General features: G+C 64.6%; 15 protein-coding genes and 2 tRNA genes. 7 read left to right on the top strand and 10 right to left on the bottom strand.

From position 1 onward, the window contains the following. Window positions 1-467: 467 nt before the first annotated feature. From CHB84_RS21150 to CHB84_RS23660, 4 genes are all read right to left on the bottom strand, one after another. On the bottom strand, window positions 468-2,267 hold the full coding sequence (locus CHB84_RS21150) for a tyrosine-type recombinase/integrase (RefSeq protein WP_089303415.1): 1,800 nt from the start codon (window positions 2,265-2,267) through the stop codon (window positions 468-470). A 273-nt stretch (window positions 2,268-2,540) separates the two neighbouring features. Next, the gene (locus CHB84_RS22560; RefSeq protein ID WP_141134768.1) at window positions 2,541-3,311 is read right to left on the bottom strand and encodes a hypothetical protein; all 771 of its coding nucleotides are present in this window, start codon (window positions 3,309-3,311) and stop codon (window positions 2,541-2,543) included. Window positions 3,312-4,069: 758 nt separating this feature from the next. Beyond that, on the bottom strand, window positions 4,070-4,912 hold the full coding sequence (locus CHB84_RS21155) for a hypothetical protein (protein ID WP_245818880.1): 843 nt from the start codon (window positions 4,910-4,912) through the stop codon (window positions 4,070-4,072). Further along, complete coding sequence (locus tag CHB84_RS23660) at window positions 4,881-5,525, bottom strand: hypothetical protein (protein WP_245818881.1); 645 nt, start codon at window positions 5,523-5,525, stop codon at window positions 4,881-4,883. Before CHB84_RS23660 ends, CHB84_RS21155 begins: the two co-directional genes overlap by 32 nt. Before the next feature lie 36 nt (window positions 5,526-5,561). Between CHB84_RS23660 and CHB84_RS23665 the strand changes: the two genes are divergently transcribed. After that, the gene (locus tag CHB84_RS23665) at window positions 5,562-5,753 is read left to right on the top strand and encodes a tyrosine-type recombinase/integrase (protein ID WP_245818882.1); all 192 of its coding nucleotides are present in this window, start codon (window positions 5,562-5,564) and stop codon (window positions 5,751-5,753) included. Between the two features lie 65 nt (window positions 5,754-5,818). On the opposite strand, the gene CHB84_RS21170 is transcribed toward CHB84_RS23665, so the two are convergent. The 4 genes from CHB84_RS21170 to CHB84_RS21185 form a co-directional block, all read right to left on the bottom strand. Further along, window positions 5,819-5,894: transfer RNA gene (locus CHB84_RS21170), tRNA-Arg, on the bottom strand. A 58-nt stretch (window positions 5,895-5,952) separates the two neighbouring features. Beyond that, window positions 5,953-6,043, bottom strand: a tRNA-Ser gene (locus CHB84_RS21175). An 82-nt stretch (window positions 6,044-6,125) separates the two neighbouring features. After that, on the bottom strand, window positions 6,126-8,138 hold the full coding sequence (locus CHB84_RS21180; protein WP_089303418.1) for an acetoacetate--CoA ligase: 2,013 nt from the start codon (window positions 8,136-8,138) through the stop codon (window positions 6,126-6,128). 91 nt (window positions 8,139-8,229) lie between these two features. Next, entirely contained in the window at window positions 8,230-8,556 is a 327-nt protein-coding gene (locus CHB84_RS21185) for a DUF4190 domain-containing protein (protein WP_141134769.1), read from the bottom strand. A 139-nt stretch (window positions 8,557-8,695) separates the two neighbouring features. On the opposite strand from CHB84_RS21185, the gene hisC reads away from it, so the two are divergent. Continuing rightward, window positions 8,696-9,742 (top strand): histidinol-phosphate transaminase, encoded by a 1,047-nt coding sequence (hisC, locus tag CHB84_RS21190; RefSeq protein ID WP_089303420.1) that lies wholly within the window; start codon window positions 8,696-8,698, stop codon window positions 9,740-9,742. 9 nt (window positions 9,743-9,751) lie between these two features. On the opposite strand, the gene CHB84_RS21195 is transcribed toward hisC, so the two are convergent. After that, window positions 9,752-10,507: a sulfite exporter TauE/SafE family protein gene (locus CHB84_RS21195; RefSeq protein ID WP_089303421.1), complete on the bottom strand. Its 756-nt coding sequence runs from the start codon at window positions 10,505-10,507 to the stop codon at window positions 9,752-9,754. Between the two features lie 198 nt (window positions 10,508-10,705). On the opposite strand from CHB84_RS21195, the gene CHB84_RS21200 reads away from it, so the two are divergent. From CHB84_RS21200 to CHB84_RS21220, 5 genes are all read left to right on the top strand, one after another. After that, a complete protein-coding gene (locus CHB84_RS21200; RefSeq protein ID WP_089303422.1) occupies window positions 10,706-10,906 on the top strand; it encodes a (2Fe-2S)-binding protein in 201 nt (66 codons plus the stop codon). A gap of 69 nt (window positions 10,907-10,975) precedes the next feature. Next, window positions 10,976-11,461, top strand: a complete 486-nt coding sequence (bfr, locus tag CHB84_RS21205) for a bacterioferritin (RefSeq protein ID WP_089303423.1) — start codon at window positions 10,976-10,978, stop codon at window positions 11,459-11,461. Window positions 11,462-11,619: 158 nt separating this feature from the next. After that, window positions 11,620-12,879, top strand: a complete 1,260-nt coding sequence (locus CHB84_RS21210) for a PucR family transcriptional regulator (protein ID WP_089303424.1) — start codon at window positions 11,620-11,622, stop codon at window positions 12,877-12,879. Window positions 12,880-13,490: 611 nt separating this feature from the next. Then, window positions 13,491-14,465 (top strand): AAA family ATPase, encoded by a 975-nt coding sequence (locus CHB84_RS21215; protein ID WP_089303427.1) that lies wholly within the window; start codon window positions 13,491-13,493, stop codon window positions 14,463-14,465. Between the two features lie 285 nt (window positions 14,466-14,750). Continuing rightward, window positions 14,751-16,820: a S8 family peptidase gene (locus tag CHB84_RS21220; RefSeq protein ID WP_245818883.1), complete on the top strand. Its 2,070-nt coding sequence runs from the start codon at window positions 14,751-14,753 to the stop codon at window positions 16,818-16,820. 6 nt (window positions 16,821-16,826) lie between these two features. Here CHB84_RS21220 and CHB84_RS22565 read toward each other — a convergent pair. Next, window positions 16,827-17,132: SUMF1/EgtB/PvdO family nonheme iron enzyme (locus CHB84_RS22565; protein ID WP_141134770.1), on the bottom strand; the 306-nt coding region annotated here is incomplete at its 5' end.

The raw sequence follows: 17,132 nt of genomic DNA on the forward strand, positions 1-17,132 counted from the left end.
AGCGCTACCTCGCACGCCAGATCTACCGAAAGCTCGAAGCCCTCCACGCCCAGCCCGCCCCGGCTTGACAGACATAGAAGAGTCCACCGGCCCCACTCAGCAATCGGCAAAGCCCCACCCATCACCAGATTGACCAACCTGCCTGGACATCACAACTAGGGAGCGCTCTGCCTGTTCAGCGTTACCGCTTGTTACCGGTTCGTGAGAGCTGCACAGTTAAGTACGCGACCGCCGATACCCTTCGTTGATACACACGTGTCGACGGCACGTGAAAGCTGATCCACCGGTGGCACCCCTCCGAACGCAGCACAGGATCGGCCTCGTCAGCATCCTCCACCGAACTCACTGGCGCAAGCATGTCGACAACCAGATTCGCAGGCAGGTGCATGTGCAGACGGGACTCGGTCGACGTGGCGAGGCGCCCAAATCCCTAGCACCACGCGGACGTCGTGCACCCTCCTCGTGATCTACAACGCCGTAAAGACCGTGACCAGTTCGCTCGAGTCACCGCGACGCACCTCAAGCTCATAGTCGCCGAATGCTACGTCGCCTCCGGCGTACCGGCGCGCCGCCCCGGTAAGCAGCCTGTTCAACTGCTCAACATCCGTACGGTCTGCGTTCGCATCAAGTCGCCGGACCTCCTCACCGAGGTACAGCAATCGAAGATCAAGCGGGATCGCACCAGATGGAGAAGCTGCTTCCGCAGGAGTGCCAGCGTCATCCTCGGCGGCTGCCTGCTCAAACCAATCCTGCTGTGGCCGCACTACAATCGCTCGACGACCGCGGCCGCCCTCACGCACCAGACCCCAATCTCGGAGTAGGGCTAATGCGCGATTTACCGTCCCGGCCGAAGCTCCTTGCTCCTTCGCCAGATCCTTCACAGTAGGGACTTGCGCTCCGTCCGGCAAGGCACCGCTGAGGACCTGCGTGCGGATCGCCGCCGCGATCCGCTCGTATGGAGCGTGCGGATCGGTTTTGGCCCGCTCGACGGGGTCGGCGTGGGTCCAATCGCGCTCCGGCATCCGGGTCTGGAGTTGACCGGCGGCTCGTTGATCAGCCTCGGAGACGAACGCCGTGTAGACCTTCAGTGTCGTGGTTCCTCCCCCGCCATGGCCACGGCGGCCGGCGACGGTGTTGATATCGGCTCCTGCCTTGATCAGCTCAGTGGCGGAGTAGTGCCGTAGCTTGTGGATCGTGGTCTCGACGCCTAAGCGCTCCGCCATCCGGCTGTATCGCTGGGTGACGGACCCTGGCGTCAGGAAGCGACCGTAGTCTGGCTCGGCGGAGAACACGAACGCATCCGCAGCCAGCTCAAGTCCGATCTTGGCTACGCGGTAGCGGCACCTGTCCTGATGCTCAGCGAGCACCTGTGCGGTCTCCGCATCCAGCGTGACTCGGCGCTGCTGGTGCGTTTTGGTGCCAAGCTCGGCCCATTGCCCGTCGGCGTCCTTGCTGATGCCGCGGGTGATCGACAGCACCGCATACTCGCCGTCGACCTCCAGATCGGTCCACCGCAGGGCGCACAGCTCGTGGCGGCGCGCACCGGTGGTCATCGTCAACCAGATCAGGGTGGCCCAGTCGAGATCGCTGGTCGCCGCCTCGTTCAGGATTCGGGCTGCCTCGGCCGTGGTCGGCGGTTGCGGCATCGGAGGTGTCGGCGGCGGCTCGGCATCATCGATCGGGCTGGTCGTCACCCACTTGCAGCGCACTGCACGCCGGTAGGCACCCGACAAGAGCCAGTGGATCTGCCGGATCGCCGAGACCCCGAGCGGTTTGCACCGGTGAGGCCCGCATCGCCGGTCACACTCATGCTGGTGATCGGTGCGGTGCTGCGTGAACGGGCCCGTGCAGTGGTCACGGCAGCGACGCAGCTCCGCATACAGTGAATCGAGAATGTCGGCATCCAGCTCACCGACCTTGACCGTGCCGATGAACGGCGAGACGTGGTTGGCCCACAGATTGCGATAGTTGTGCTCAGTCGACCAGGCGCCACCGAAGTCACCGAGATGCCGCTTGAGGAGCTGATCCACCGTGGCCCGGGCCTTCGGGTTGCGCCGCTCGTGGACCTCGTTGACCAGCCGGATCCGGGCCTTGTCGGCCTCGGCGTCCTCGTCCGGGGTGTCGGACGGAATGATCTCGGTCAGACGGTGCCGCTTCTTGGTGTCCGGGTCGAGCCCGGCATCCACCCGGACACGTAACGCACCGCTGCTCAGCGTGGCGACAACCCCACGCTGGACCTTCGTACGACGCGAACGCTGGCTCGCCATGCCCCACACTGTGGCCCTCGTTGGGTCACATCATGGGTCACGCGAACCAGCGTTCAACCAAACTTGCCAGCAAGTCCCCTGGTCACTGCGGCGCGCCCGTAGGGATTCGAACCCCAAACCTTCTGATGCCGATTCCGTGCATGTCGATGGTTGTCAATACCTGTCGACATGCCCGATTACCTGCATCGGAACGCTGGCAGAATCATCGAACGCTTGTCGTTATTGAGTAGCATTCGATAACGAATCTTGGCGATAAGTTGGCAATCGGGACGCCTACTCGTCGCCTTCCGGTTGCTCGGGATCAATTGGTGGGTAGACCGCAATGGTTTGGGCGTCGTTCCACCATTTCTCGACGTGCACTCGCATGCCATCCCTTGCAGCCTCCGGAAGCGGTGTAAGGATCGTTGGGTGCTGCTTGCCGATCGTGTTCAGGGAAGTGCCGATTGTGAACGCCGTATTATCACCGATCACCATTCGATCATGCAGAACCCCACGCTCGGCCATACGAAGCTCAAGGGGTCGGTCCGTGTCGTTTTCGACCAGTACAGCCATTGCAGCTCGATCTTCTTTTGGTAACTGCGAAGATACCATGACACGTGAAATAGAAGTATGATTGCGAACGACAAGAAGTTGCTCAACGCGTAGGTACGGATCGATCAAAATCGCATCACCGGCTTCTGCAATTCGCTGCACCAACACCGGATAGGACAGTTCATTACCCGCGTCTAGCACCACTACATCGTAGGAATCCGCGTCGCTCTCTGCAGCATCTTCGCTGCGAAGTAGCGCTCTCCCGAGCGGGGTCAATCCCAATCCGCCTTGGTCGTCTCTTTCCGCCCAGCCAAGTCGAATGAGGTGCTCAACAAAACCTTCTTTCGGAGCATCGGGTCCATATTCGGCTGGCACCTCGGCTTCAACAAGCTCTCTTTTTCCTAGGATGCTATAAATGTTACTGCTCAGCATCCCTGACGATAGTCGCGAAAGCATCTTTTGCCAATCGTCAGACATCTTGCGAAGATTGTCGAATGCTGACGAGTCGTACATGCCGCCAACAGTACGGTACTTTGCCGGGCGTCCAGGATTGAGTAGTGGTCCTTTCCGTGAAGGCTTAGGTCCTGGATTCCGCAGCCATTCCATTAGCTCGGCTTCTTTGGGCCTGTTTCCACCGCTATTTGCGAATGCTACGAAACTCAGGGCCCTGTACTGGTTCTCGTCTACTATCTGCACTTCGATCCTCAAATAGACGCCTACGCGCACTGACCAATAGATATCGGTCAACTACCGGTATGCGTTACGTTCGCCGCCCTGCGCCATGTACCAAAGTACTTCCCTGCGCACATGAGGCTGTTGCTGGTCATCCCGTCGCCTGATGGCGTCCAGATCACGCCGTGGAGGAGCCGCAACCGGTGGTCTCGGCTGGCGTTCGGCGGCTGTCCCGCTTGCGGCTCTGGAGCGGTGTGATAGCCATCAGGAAGGCGACGGGATGACCAGCACAGAACTCGACCCTGCCCAACCGACCGGGCTCGCCCCGCCGCTCGAGGTCATCCCGGAGCCTGCCCGCCCGGCGAGGGCATCTCTTGTTCGGTACCTCTCCCCCATTGGCGGCCCCTTCGGCGCATGCGCTGGCCTCTCCGACGTGACACGGCCGCGGGCGCGGGGACCGGGCGGCAGCCCGCACGCCCCGCGCCCTGGCGGCCGTGGTGGAACCTCGGAGGCCAGCGGCCCCGAAGGGGCCGCCTTGATGAAGTAAGGAAAGTCTGAACACAAGCTCACGCCGTCTCCGGCTCGCGGCGCTGCTCGGCTCAAGACCTCGCGCTGGTCTGGCACTGGATGGTGGCGATGCTCTTGTCGTCGTGCCGCTTGGCACGCGGTAGCGATCGGGCGTCGGGATCCTCGTGCTGTTCCCAGGTATGGCAGCGTCGCAGTGTAGCTTCCAGCTCGCTAGACATTGCCTCGGCGAGCTGGGGCCAGTCGTCGAGGTCGAGGTGTTCCATCACCTCGTAGGCTCCGTCCGTCACGAGGATTGCCCACGGCGTCTCGCTGGCGGGCAGCTGCTCGGTAAGAGCATGCTTCGCCGCTTCCGGCGCAGCTTCGGCGATCCAGTACCCGCCCTCGCGGTTGCGGTGCTTCGCCTGCTCGTGCTGCAGCTCGCGCAGCAGGCGACGATGCTCATCGTCGTACCCGGTCCCTGCGGCCAACCGCTCGCGATACCTGCGTCGCGGCGCGAGGTCCAAAGCGTCGATCCGCACGTCCTTGACCGCGTGGCCAGGCGTGATGACGTCGGTATCGCCCAGCACGAGCACATCCAGCCACCTCGCTCGCGCTCTCGCGATCGCCACAGTGCTGGAGGGGGACTCGCCTGGTCGAAGGTCAAACTCGTGCGCCGTGGCCTCGATCGCGGTGTAGAGCACCTCGGCGAGATCGGCGCGTGGCTCGGCAGTCAACTGCTGCCGTAGCTCGCGGCCCAGACGATCGGCGTACGTCGATGCTGGAAGTTCGACGGGCACGAACGCAGACGCCCCGTCCAGCACGATCACCGCGTGGTCGGTGGTGAAGATCTTGTCGTCGCTCTCGCCGATCGGCGGGACCTGCGCGGTCGCGATCTGCGGCGGGTCACCACACATACGGACCTGCCGCCAATTCACTACCCGTGATGGTCAGCCCGTCGTAGTCGGCTCGCACGGCAAGCGAGAAGGACTTCTCCCCCACCTCGCGATACACGTCTGCGAGATGCGTCGTGGGGTAGTGGGCCGCCCCGAGTGATCCGATGGCGTGGATACCCGCGATATGCACGATCACGCGGTCGTCCATGCGATGAGCCGCGACATACGCGACGTCCGCGTCCCGCCCTGCGCTGTCATCACTCGGCGACCCATACCGCTCCCCCGTCGTCTGATGCTCGATCCACCAGCGACCTTCGGCCTCCACGATCGCCAGCACTGGGTCACGCCCCAAGAGATCCGCCCCGACGGGTGCGGACTTCGGGCCACACACCACGATCGTGTCCCCTGCCGGTACCTCACTGCGGTCGGGCTCTATCTGGTAGCGCGTCACCTCGAACGACAACGCGCCCAGCAGTTGCTCCAGTTGGTCACCCGTCTGCGCACCCTCGGCTGCGATCAGCGGACGCTCGCGATCGGTGCTCTGGTACCGATACGGAACGCCGACGCTGACGGGGCCGACACCGAAGATCACCCGTTCCGCCCCCGGCGCAGTGCTACGGATCTGCGTGACACGCCCCTTCGTGATACCCAACACGGACGCTATCTCCGCAAGCGCGCCGAGTACGAGTGGTTGACCTTCCACACGCTGCGCAAAACGGTCGGAACACTGCTCGACGAGGCTGGACTGATCGCCAGGCAGATCGCTGATGTCTTGGGGCACTCCTACCCGTCCATGACGCTGAACAGTTACATGGGTCGGGGCCAGCGCTCACGTGCCAGCGCCGATGCACTGGACACGATCATGCCTGACAGGTCGGAATGAAGCTTGGCAATTAATCGGCAACAGGGTCGCCACATACGAACTCCCAGGTCTGTGACCTGGGAGTTTGGCGCGCCCGTAGGGATTCGAACCCCAAACCTTCTGATCCGTAGTCAGATGCTCTATCCGTTGAGCTACGGGCGCCTGTTTTGTTATCCGGCTAGTCAGCCTAACCGGTGCTCCGATCGCTGCCGCAACCGGGTGGCGGAGGCTGCGGGATTCGAACCCGCGAGGGGCGTAAACCCCAACCGCATTAGCAGTGCGGCGCCATAGACCAACTAGGCGAAGCCTCCCAGGGCCCAACGGCCACTGCCCAGACAGGTTACAGGCCAGCTCACACTGCCGACAAAGCGCCCCCGCCACCTCCGGCTGAGGTCAGCCGTGACCGGCGCGGGCGATGAACGACTCAAGCGCGTCCGGGTTGGCCAGCGCGTCCGCGCTGACCGCTTTCTCCGGCGCGGTGCCCGCCAGGATCTTCTTCACCGGCACCTCGCACTTCTTGCCGTTCAACGTGCGCGGCACGTCGTCGACAGGGATGAACTCGTCCGGCACGTGCCGCGGGGACAGTTCCGACCGCAACTCGGTGCGTAGCCTCGGCTGCACCTCCGCCAGGTCGGCTCCCTCGGCCAGCACGACGAAGCACAGCAGTTTGCCTTCCTCCTCACCGGCGCGTGTCGTGTCGATCACCAGGGAGTCGAGCACCTGCTCGTCGCCTTCCACCACGCGGTAGAACTCGGAGGTGCCCATCCGCACCCCGCCGCGGTTGAGCGTGGAGTCGCTGCGGCCGTAGATCACCGCCGAGCCGCGCGGGGTGATGCGTACCCAGTCGCCGTGCCGCCACACCCCGGGGAAGTCCTCGAAGTATGCCGCGCGCAGCCGCGAGCCGTCCTCGTCGTTCCAGAAGAACACCGGCATGGACGGCATCGGCTTGGTGATCACGAGCTCGCCCACGTCGTCGATCACCTCGTTGCCGTCCTCGTCGTAGGCGGCCACGGCCGCTCCGAGCGCGCGGCAGGACAGCTCACCCTGCCAGACCGGCACGTCGGGAGCGGATCCGAGGAATGCCGTGCACACGTCCGTACCGCCGGACACCGAGCAGATCTGCACCGGCCGGCCCTTCGCGTCGCGGCCGAGCGAGTCGACGATCCACCGGAACCCTTCCGAGTTCAGCGGCGCACCTGTGGTGCCTACCGCCCGCAACGCGGACAGGTCGTACTCGCCGGCAGGGTCGAGGTGCTGCTTCATGCAGGTATGCACGAACGGCGCCGAGGTGCCGAAGTAGGTGACGCGGTGCTGCTCGGCCAGCCGCCAGAGCGCCCGCAGGTCCGGGTAGCCGGGACTGCCATCGTACAGCACGACCGCCGCCCCCACCAGCAGCCCGGAGATGACGAAGTTCCACATCATCCAGCCCGTGGTGGTGAACCAGAAGAACCGTTCACCGAGGCCGAGGTCGAGGTGCAGAGCCAACGACTTCAGGTGTTCCAGGGTGATGCCCCCGTGCCCGTGCACGATGCCCTTGGGCAACCCGGTGGTGCCCGAGGAGTACAGCACCCACAGCGGATGCTCGAACGGCACCGGGTCGAAGGCCAGCTCGGCGCCCTCGTGCCGCGCCAGCAGCCCCGACCAGTCGTGCGCGCCCGCGACCGGACCGACATCGACGTAGTCGATCGCCACGACATCGGTCAACGTGCCGATCTCCGAGGTCAGCGTGGCCACCGTGTCCCGCACGTCGAACGTCCGGCCGTTGTAGGCGTAGCCGTTGGCCGTGACCAGCACCTTCGGTTCGATCTGCACGAACCGGTCGGCGATCGCGCGCACCCCGAAGTCCGGCGAGCACGACGACCAGACCGCGCCGAGGCTCGCCGCGGCCAGGAACGCCACCAGGATCTCCGGGCAGTTCGGCGCCAGCGCCACCACCCGATCGCCCCGACCGACCCCCATCTCACGCAGCGCCGCACGTGCCGCGGCCACCCGGGAGCGCAGTTGCCCGTAGGTGACCTGCTCGGCCAGCCCGTCCTCACGGTGGAAGATCACCGCCAGCTCGTCGTCGGCCTTGGCCGCCCCGCCAACACCCGGGGCGAGGGCGTGCTCGGCGTAGTTCAGCGTGCCCCCGGGGAACCAGCGCACCCCGGGCATCCGGTCACCGTCGCGCACCCGCTCCGGCCGGTCGTGCCAGCGCAAGCCGAAGTAGTCTGCGCACGCCGACCAGAACTCGTCGATGTCGGCGACCGACCACTCCCACAGCTGGTCGTAGTCATCCACATCGACGGCGCGGTTCGTGCGCAACCACTCGCGGAAACGTGCCATACGCGTGTCGGCCACCTCGGCAGGGTCGGGCCGCCACAGCACCTCGGGAGCGTCAGCGGGGGATTGGGTCTGGGATGTCATGCACCCTTCCTAGCTCACTGCCCGTTCAGTCCGCCAGGGTGCCGACGCACGTAACCGGCAACCCGACCCGTGCTCGGTACACCGCTCTCCGCTACGCGGAGAAACCGACCGCCACGGTGACGATTACCAGTACAGCCACGAGAACACCGAGTCCCACATAGCCGAGTACGAGGCCGGCGATCGCCAACCCACGGCCCCCGTCCCCGCGCTCCGCGGTCTGCCGCAGCGCAACGTGCCCGAAGATCACGGCGAGGACCGAACCGAGCCAGTACAACCACAGGATGCCGAGCACGAGCGACGCGATGGCCATGCCGTTGGTCGGTGTCGGGGCGGGATGCGGGTAGTAGTACTGCGGGGGGACACCCGGTTGCGGCTGCTGCTGCCACTCCGGCGGCTGGTTCGAGGCTGGCTCTGTCATGGATCCCTCGTCGTCGTACACGTGTGGTTCGAGTGGAGGCTACCCGCTGTCACGCGGCCGTGTGTCCGGTTTCGGTGCGGGCCGCTAGTGTCGGAGGGCACACCGACCCGACAGCCGAGCGCACAGCAAGGAGCCGAACATGCCCGCGTCGCCTCGCGCCGACCTCGACTCGCTGCCCCCCTACGTCCCGGGCAAGTCCGTACCGGGAGCCATCAAACTCGCCAGCAACGAGGTGCCGCTCGCACCACTGCCCAGCGTGGCCGACACGATCGCGCAAGCGACGAGCTCGGTGAACCGGTACCCGGACATGGGTTCGTACGCGCTGCTCGAACGGCTGTCCACCGGCCTGGGCGTCCCGCAGCAGCAGGTCGCGGTCGGTTGCGGCTCGGTATCGCTGTGCCAGCAGGTCATGCAGGCGATGTGCAACAGCGGTGACGAGGTGCTGTTCGCCTGGCGATCCTTCGAGGCCTACCCGATCCTCGCGCAGGTCGTCGGGGTACGGCAGCGGACGGTCCCGCTGGACGAGCACCACGTGCACGACCTGGACGCGATGCTCGACGCGATCACCCCCGAGACCCGGGTGGTGTTCGTGTGCAACCCGAACAACCCGACCGGCACGGTCGTGCGCACCGCGGCGCTCGAACGGTTCCTCGACGCGGTGCCCTCGCACGTCCTGGTCGTGCTCGACGAGGCGTACGCGGAGTTCGTCAACGGCCCCGATGTCCCCGACGGATTGCGGCTGGTCGCCGAGCGCGACAACGTCGCCGTGTGCCGCACCTTCTCCAAGGCCTACGGCCTGGCGGGACTGCGCGTGGGCTACCTCGTCGGCCAGCCCACGATCGTCGAGGCCGTACGCAAGACATGCATCCCGTTCAGCGTCAACGCGCTGGCACAAGCGGCCGCCGTAGCGTCACTGGACGCGGCGGACGAGCTTCTCTCCCGCTGCGCCGACATCTCCCGCGAGCGGGACCGGGTGCGCGCGGCATTACTGGACCAGGGTTACGCCGTTCCCGAGTCGATGGCGAACTTCGTGTGGCTGCCGCTCGGCGACCGCGCCGCGGAGTTCGCCGAGCACGCGCTGGCCAACAAGGTCGTCGTCCGCCCGTTCGCCGGGGACGGCGTCCGCGTCACAATCGGCACCCCCGAGGAGAACGACACGCTGCTCGAAGCGACGCGCACGTTCTGAACCGCAGGGTCAGGACAGGAGGAAGTTGGCGATCGCGGCCACGCCGATCACGATGATGGTGGCCCGCAGTACGCGCGGCGGGAGCCTCCTGCCGATCTTGGCTCCGAGCAGCCCGCCGAGCGTGGAGCTGATCGCGAGTAACGCGATCACCGGCCAGCTCACCGGGGCGAGGAACGCGTAGACCGTGCCCGCCACGACGTTCACCGCGGCAGCGAGCACGTTCTTGAGCGCGTTGAGCCGTTGCAGGGAGTCCCGCACGAGGATGCCGAGCACCCCCATCAGCAGCACACCCTGTGCTGCCGTGAAGTACCCGCCGTAGATGCCGATCACGAAGACCAGAGGCAGGATCAGCAGTCCGCCGCGCGGCGCGTCGCCGCTCGAGGTGCGCAGGACCCAGGCGCTCACCTTCGGCTGGATGAGGACCAGCACCACCGCCAGCCCGATGAGCCACGGAACGATGGTCTCGAACGCCTTCTCCGGCAGGGACAGCAGCAGGGCCGTACCGACCCCGGCACCGATCACCGAGAAGAGCGCGAAGCGCAGCACGCGATCACGCTGGCCCGCGAGTTCCCTGCGGTAGCCGACGGAGCCGCTGATCGCCCCCGGGGCCAGCCCGATGGCGTTCGACGTCGTCGCCGTTACGGGCGGGTACCCCAGCGCGACCAGCACGGGAAAGGTGATCAGCGTTCCCGAGCCGACCACGGTGTTGATCGTGCCCGCCCAGGTTCCCGCCAGGACGATCACGACTGCCTGCCACCACGTCATCCGCTCATCACCCGGGCAGACTAAGCCCCTTGGTGGTCACCCGCGACGCCGGCGTGGCACAGCGAACACCACGACCCGGCTGGTCACGTGAGGTACACCACCCCGCGGTGCGGGCCATCGACCGGAGCGGACGTCTTGCGCGGCGGCGACCTATTTGGTTAGGCTTACCTTACGATCACTCGGAGGAAGGAAGAATCCGTGTACGTATGCATCTGTGCCGCCGCTACCACGCAGCAGGTGCATGCCGCGATCCTCTCGGGGGCGCGCACGGTCGACAGCATCGGTGACCGCTGCGGAGCGGGATCCGGCTGCGGTAGCTGCGTGGAGCGGCTCGAGTGCCTGCTCGCTGAGGCCGAGCCACGCACGCGGGCCGACGAGGAACTGTCCCGCAGCGCCTGACCCTCCCGAGTTGAACACACCCCACACCGGCGATACCGTCCTGCCTATCGGCAATCGAAAGGCGGAGCCATGCGTGGGGACGAAGACGTTATCTCGTTGCTGAACGAGCAACTGACCAGCGAGCTCACCGCGATCAATCAGTACTTCCTGCATTCGAAGATGCAGGCCGACTGGGGTTTCACGAAGCTCGCCGAGAAATCCCGGGAAGAGTCCATCGAGGAGATGCACCATGCCGAGTGGATCACCGACCGGATCCTCTACCTCGGCGGGTTGCCGAACTACCAGCGCCTGTTCAACCTGCGCGTCGGCCAGAGCATCAAGGAACAGTTCCGCTCCGACCTGGCCATCGAGGAGGAGGTGCTCGAGCGCATCGTCCCGGGCATCGCGACGTGCCGCGAGAAGGGCGACATCACCACCGCGAACCTCTTCGAGACGATCCTGCGGGACGAGGAGCACCACATCGACTACCTGCAGACCCAGCTCGACATGATGGACACGCTGGGCGAGCAGCTCTACCTCAGCCAGCTCGTGGAACGTCCACCGGCGAACGGTTGAGCGCTCGCGGGGTAGCCACGAACGGGTGAAACGGGTGCGGCGATAGACAGCTACGTATTTCGCACGATGTGCCGTAACCGGCAGTAACGGGATGGTGGACACAGGCGGCGCCACACGCCTTACCGGACCGCAGACCGTCCCTCCCGTGAGCGAGCGTCATGACATATTCGGTAACCGACCGTCCGAGCCCGCCGTGCGCCCAACCCCGGCCGAGAACCACCGGCGAGCACTCCGGCAGGACCTCGCCGAACCCGTCGCTGAGCGACCTCGCCCAGGATTTCCGCCCCTATGCCAGCCGGCTGGCACGGGCCGTGATGAACGGCGTGCGTCAACACGTCCCCGCGTACGCCGGTCCGCTCGATGAGGTCTACGGGGAGATCGTCCTGACGTCGGTGCGCGCGGTGATCCTGCGGGGTATCGACGCTATCGTCGAACCGAACGTCTCGCGGGACGACTGGACGGCGATGTTCCGCGGGATCGGTGAGATGGAGTTCCGCGCCGGTCGCCCGGTAGAGACGATGCAGGCGGCGTGCCGGATCGGCACGCGGATCGTTGCGCGGCACGTAACCAACTACGCGAAGCACCGAGGGGTGCCCGCCGACACCGTGCGGCGGTACGCCGGCATGATCGCCGTCCAGAGCAGCAAACTGACCACGGCGGCCACCGAAGGCTACGAGCACGCTCGCTCGAACGCCACGCGTACCGGCGAGCGCGAGCGCGCGAGACTGCTGGAGCTGCTCGTCACCGATCCGCCAGCGAGCGAGCAGGGCTTCGTCGACGCAGCCACCGAGGCCGGCTGGGAACTACCCGGCACCGTCAGCGCGGTCGCGCTCCAGCGGCCGCGCGAAGCCGACCACGCCCCTCCGGGCGAACTCGGCCCCCAGGTCCTGGTCGACCTGGACAGCACGGAGCCGTGCCTGATCGCCGCGGCGGACGACCCGTTGTTGCGGCAGCTGACCAGCGCGCTGCCCGGTTGGCGAGCCGCTGTCGGGCCACCGGCCCGTCCGGAAGGGACGCACCACTCCCTGCGTGTCGCGCGGCGCGCGCTCGACCTCAGCCGACGCCGACTGATACCGGACACGCAGGTCATCGACTGCACCGAGCACGAGACCACCCTGACGCTGCTGGCCGACGACTCGCTCGGCCGTATGCTCGTCGACCGGCACCTGGCTCCGCTCAGTGGGCTGACCAGGCACCAGCGAGACCGAATGCTCGACACGCTGCACGCGTGGCTGAGCTCCCGCGGTCAGGTCGCCTCGATCGCGGCGCAGCTACGGATCCACCCGCAGACGGTGCGCTACCGCATGCGCCAGCTGGACAAGCTCTTCGGTAGCAGGCTGACCGACCCGCGCCACCGCTTCGAACTCACTCTCGCTGTCCGGACCGCGCGGCTGCTCGACGGTGGCTCGGCGCGGTGACCACGTCACCGGCCGGTCGCGTCGATGGTTACCGGAGCGGAGGCGGGGGGATTCGAACCCCCGGACCCTCTCGGGTCGCTCGCTTTCAAGTTCCAGGACGACACGTTCACAGCGTCCATGACGTCGCTCCACTACAGGTCATGAGACGTTAGCGACATCAGCCACGGCGGCGAACCCGCACGGACTGAGACTGAAGCTGAGACTGAAGCATCCGCGAACCGGTTACCAGTTCGGTCCCGCTTCCAGCGCATCGGGCTCGTCCGTTGCACTTCGACATGGGGCCTGCGGGATCAACGGTGGCGCGCAAGCGCACCGCGGAGGGGCAATAGCCGTCGCGCACCTTGCCATTCGCCGTCAACGCTAGCCTCACCACGACATGAGCGTACTACCAGGATTGGATCCTTCTCACCTAAACGAGTGTCTAACGCCGCGATGCTGGCATCAGGCGCGCCTACGCCTTTGCTACGCGATCAATTGCGCTCACCCGAAACGCTACCGCCACGGCGTTGAGCACGAGCAAGGACCAAGTAGCTACGGAAGACTGAGTCCAGCCGAGTGTGATCGGCCGCGCCTTGAGGCGCTGGGCGTGCGCCAGCTCGTATGCTTGCACTATGGCCGGGCGGCAGTTGAAGGAGTTATTCAAGGCGTTTCATGACCGTGACGAGCTGGCGTTCCGACGCGCCGGGATGGAGATCATCGAGGAGGAACAGGCAAAGCATCACAACAGCCTGGCACGTGACCTACAGAAGCTGCTGGTCGCCAGCGGGGATCCCATAGATTCTGGCTCGACAGTAATCGTTCCCACGCCGCCCAAGGATCGCGAGGGTGAGTGGGACCTTGGCGAAGCCCGACATCCCGAACGCCTGCTCGAGGATCTCGTGCTAGCCCCCAGACTCGTGGAAGCTCTTGATGGGATTGCCGATGAGGTTCGCCACTGGCCGGAGCTGGACGCGGCATCGATCCCTCGTCGACAACGGCTCTTGTTCGAAGGGCCTCCCGGATGCGGAAAGACCACCGCGGCTGAAGCGCTGGCCGCTGAGCTCGGTCGCCCGTTTCTACTAGTGCGTATCGACGCGGTCGTGTCATCGTACCTCGGCGAGACTGCCAGCAACTTGCGCCGCATTCTAGACTACGCCAATCAAGCACCCTTTGTGGTCCTGTTCGATGAATTCGATGCATTGGGTCGATCCCGCGACGATCAAGCCGAACACGGCGAAATGAAGCGGGTCGTCACGGCTTTCCTTCAAATGACCGATCGTTATCGGGGGCCGAGCCTGCTACTTGCCGCCACGAACCACTCAGGACTGCTCGACCACGCATTATGGCGTCGCTTCGACGAGGTGCTCACATTCCGCAAGCCCACGGTGCACGAGCTGCGCCGACTCCTCAGGCTGCGCCTTAAGAGAGTGCGGCACAGCGGTATCGACATTGACCACTACGCAAGCAATCTCAAAGGCCTGCCTCATTCAGCAGCCGAGAAGCTTCTCGTAGACGCCCGACGCCACGCTCTATTACGGCGTAGCCAAACGGTCGAACCAAACGACATCGAGGCGGTATTCTCTAGCGTTATGTCGCGGCGGTGGTGAGGCTGAGTAATGAGCGAGCATCTGATCCTGCCTGAACCACGACGTCTACCGTCCCGGCGAGCCGGCGGAGGAGGTGGGGGTGCGCCGCACCGACAGCGTGGCGCGCACGGACGCCATCTCCAGCAGCAACTGACTGACACGGCGCGCGCGCCGCGCCGCATAGATAGAGGCGTTGACCCGGCGTTGGTATTCAAGGTCAGGGCCACGGCGAGGCCTACCGACGAATCCGTCTTCGGGCGCCAAGGACTGAGCGTCTTGGGCGAAACCCAAAACTATACATACTTTGTGCTCTCCGACGACCAAGGTGATGCGCTCGCGCAGGCAATTGAGCGGTACCGACGCACCGGCGACCTGCGCTCTTTCTTCGACCTAATCGACGACATTGAACCCTACGGTCCCGAGGACCGCCGTGGCCCGGGACTTGATGAGATTGGCCAGAGCTTCACCGGTCGCCAAGTCGTTGATATCGGCCTATGGGTGGCCAGCGACTGGGATGAGGCGAATGCTCGCGTACATGTCGTCGAGACGATACTAGAACGTACCCAGAGCTCCATCCTCCTGCGCTCTGTTACCGCCCGCCGCACTTATCTGCGCGCCGAGGTTACCGCAATCGGGTTGGGGGATCTCCTGGACACTAGTGTGGTCGAATTCGTACGCACGCCGCCCGTCCCGTTTATCGACTTCCGCGAGTGGTGGAACCTCGGCGAAGAGGACCTGCGTCGGGTCGACGAGCCGGGCGCCGTCGTCGGGATCATGGATGATGCTCCGGCCACTGCTCACCCACTGCTTGATGGTTGCATATTGTCCGTCGACTCCCTCGCTCCGTCGGAGTATCCCTGGCAACAGCCAGGAAGCCACGGTACCGAAGTTGCAGGACGAGTCCTCTACCCTAAACTAGCGGAAGAACTCAGAGACCTTGCTCCGATCACTGCTGTCGGGACCGTCCGCGCCGTCCGGATTCTCGAACCCGACCCCAACCGACAAGGCAACCCGCCGCGGTTCGCTACATATGCGGTACCGCATGAGTTGGTTGCAGACGCGATACGCCACCTCCATAGAGAATATCGGGTGCGGATCTTCAACCTGTCGGTCGGCTATGCCGAACCCTTCAATGATATGCACCTGGACCCCCTCACAGAGACCATCGACGAACTCGTTCGCGAGCTCGACATCGTAATTGTCGTGCCCACGGGCAATGTCGACATAGACTTAAACGGATACACCACCAGCGGACATCACATTCTCGACGACAAGCCCGAGTTCTTCTACACACCCCAGCACCGCCTCTCCGAACCGGGCCCAGCAGCCCTTGCGCTCACCGTAGGCTCGATCGCGCAAAGCGGAGCACCTGCAGAAATACCTAACCGTTTTGGCTGGCGCGCCGCAGCTGAGGCATACGAAGCGTCGCCGTTCAGTCGGAGCGGTCCGGGACTGGGAACCAACAACAAACGAGGGAACAAGCCCGACCTCATTCACTTCGGCGGGAACACGGTGATCACCGACACGGGCCAGGTTGTAAGTAACGATCCGGGTGCGAGTGTGGTTACTACGTCCTCGCGACGAGCCGACGGGCGCATGTTTGGAGCCGTGAACGGCACCAGCTTTGCCGCGCCAGCGGTTGCCCGCGTAGCCGCCGACGTCAAGCATGCGTACCCCGATGCCTCTGCGAACCTCATTAGGGCGCTGGTGGCTTCCAGTGCTGATCACCCGTCGCCAGCCGAAACGCTGACTGAGCCGCACAAGCGACTGCGACTCTACGGATTTGGCACTCCAAGCTCCAACCGAGCCACCGACAGCGACAACCGTAGAGTTACCATGACGTACGACGGTGAGATGAGTACCGACACCGTGCAGATCCATCCGCTGCCTATGCCTGAGGTCTTTCGCCGGGGCAGTGGAGGAGAACGCAGAATCACAGTAGCCCTGGCTTTCGATCCTCCAGTTCGACGCCAACGCCGTGAATATCTTGCTGGCGCCATGACGATCGATATATACCGCAACATCGACCCAAACGAGTTGGCCGAGATGCTCGTTCGGCAGGATCCGGACGAATCTCGCGAACTAGCCAGAGACGTTCGTCAACTTAAGCTCGATCCCGGTACCAACACATTTAGCAACGCAACCTTGCAAGTCCGAACCTGGAGACGAAAGAAGACCTTCGTCGACGATGACGATACCTTTTTTATCGTCGTGACTCATAAGGCGCAGACCTGGGCCCGTCAGAACTCCGAATACGCCATGCAGCGCTATGCCTTGGCAGTCACCCTTGAAGACCAAAACCTTGTACAAGCCGATCTACGTGAACTCCTGACACAACGTGTACGTACGGCTGCACGTGTCAGAGTCAGAACCTAGGCAGCCTCAGATTCCGAGCACTTCGGACCCGGCCACGCACCGGAAACCAGTGTCGTCATCGCACATCGACGCAGCCGCGTCGTTGAACGATGACGGCGTGGCCCGGTTGAAGGGGCTCGTCCAGGCCGCGCCCTTCAGTTCGTGTCGGCCCGGCTTGGTCTCGGTGGAGCACCATTCCCATACGTTGCCGCACACCTGACTTTTGCCACGTTCGGCAGGTCTTGACGAGTGCGACCTGTTGACCTGCTGGTTTGTTTCGGTTGCTGGGCTGATTTGCGCACTAAATGGGGTCGTAGAGTGGCCGGGTGGCGT

The sequence above is a fragment of the Haloechinothrix alba genome (assembly GCF_900188115.1).
Classification (GTDB): domain Bacteria; phylum Actinomycetota; class Actinomycetes; order Mycobacteriales; family Pseudonocardiaceae; genus Haloechinothrix; species Haloechinothrix alba.

Bases quoted from the DNA above. Each gene is read 5' to 3' on its own strand.
- CHB84_RS22560 (WP_141134768.1), bottom strand. From the start codon at position 3,311: ATGTACGACTCGTCAGCATTCGACAATCTTCGCAAGATGTCTGACGAT.
- CHB84_RS21185 (WP_141134769.1), bottom strand. From the start codon at position 8,556: ATGACAGAGCCAGCCTCGAACCAGCCGCCGGAGTGGCAGCAGCAGCCG.
- bfr (WP_089303423.1), top strand. From the start codon at position 10,976: ATGCGTGGGGACGAAGACGTTATCTCGTTGCTGAACGAGCAACTGACC.
- CHB84_RS21180 (WP_089303418.1), bottom strand. From the start codon at position 8,138: ATGACATCCCAGACCCAATCCCCCGCTGACGCTCCCGAGGTGCTGTGG.
- CHB84_RS21210 (WP_089303424.1), top strand. From the start codon at position 11,620: ATGACATATTCGGTAACCGACCGTCCGAGCCCGCCGTGCGCCCAACCC.
- hisC (WP_089303420.1), top strand. From the start codon at position 8,696: ATGCCCGCGTCGCCTCGCGCCGACCTCGACTCGCTGCCCCCCTACGTC.
- CHB84_RS21215 (WP_089303427.1), top strand. From the start codon at position 13,491: ATGGCCGGGCGGCAGTTGAAGGAGTTATTCAAGGCGTTTCATGACCGT.
- CHB84_RS21195 (WP_089303421.1), bottom strand. From the start codon at position 10,507: ATGACGTGGTGGCAGGCAGTCGTGATCGTCCTGGCGGGAACCTGGGCG.
- CHB84_RS21150 (WP_089303415.1), bottom strand. From the start codon at position 2,267: ATGGCGAGCCAGCGTTCGCGTCGTACGAAGGTCCAGCGTGGGGTTGTC.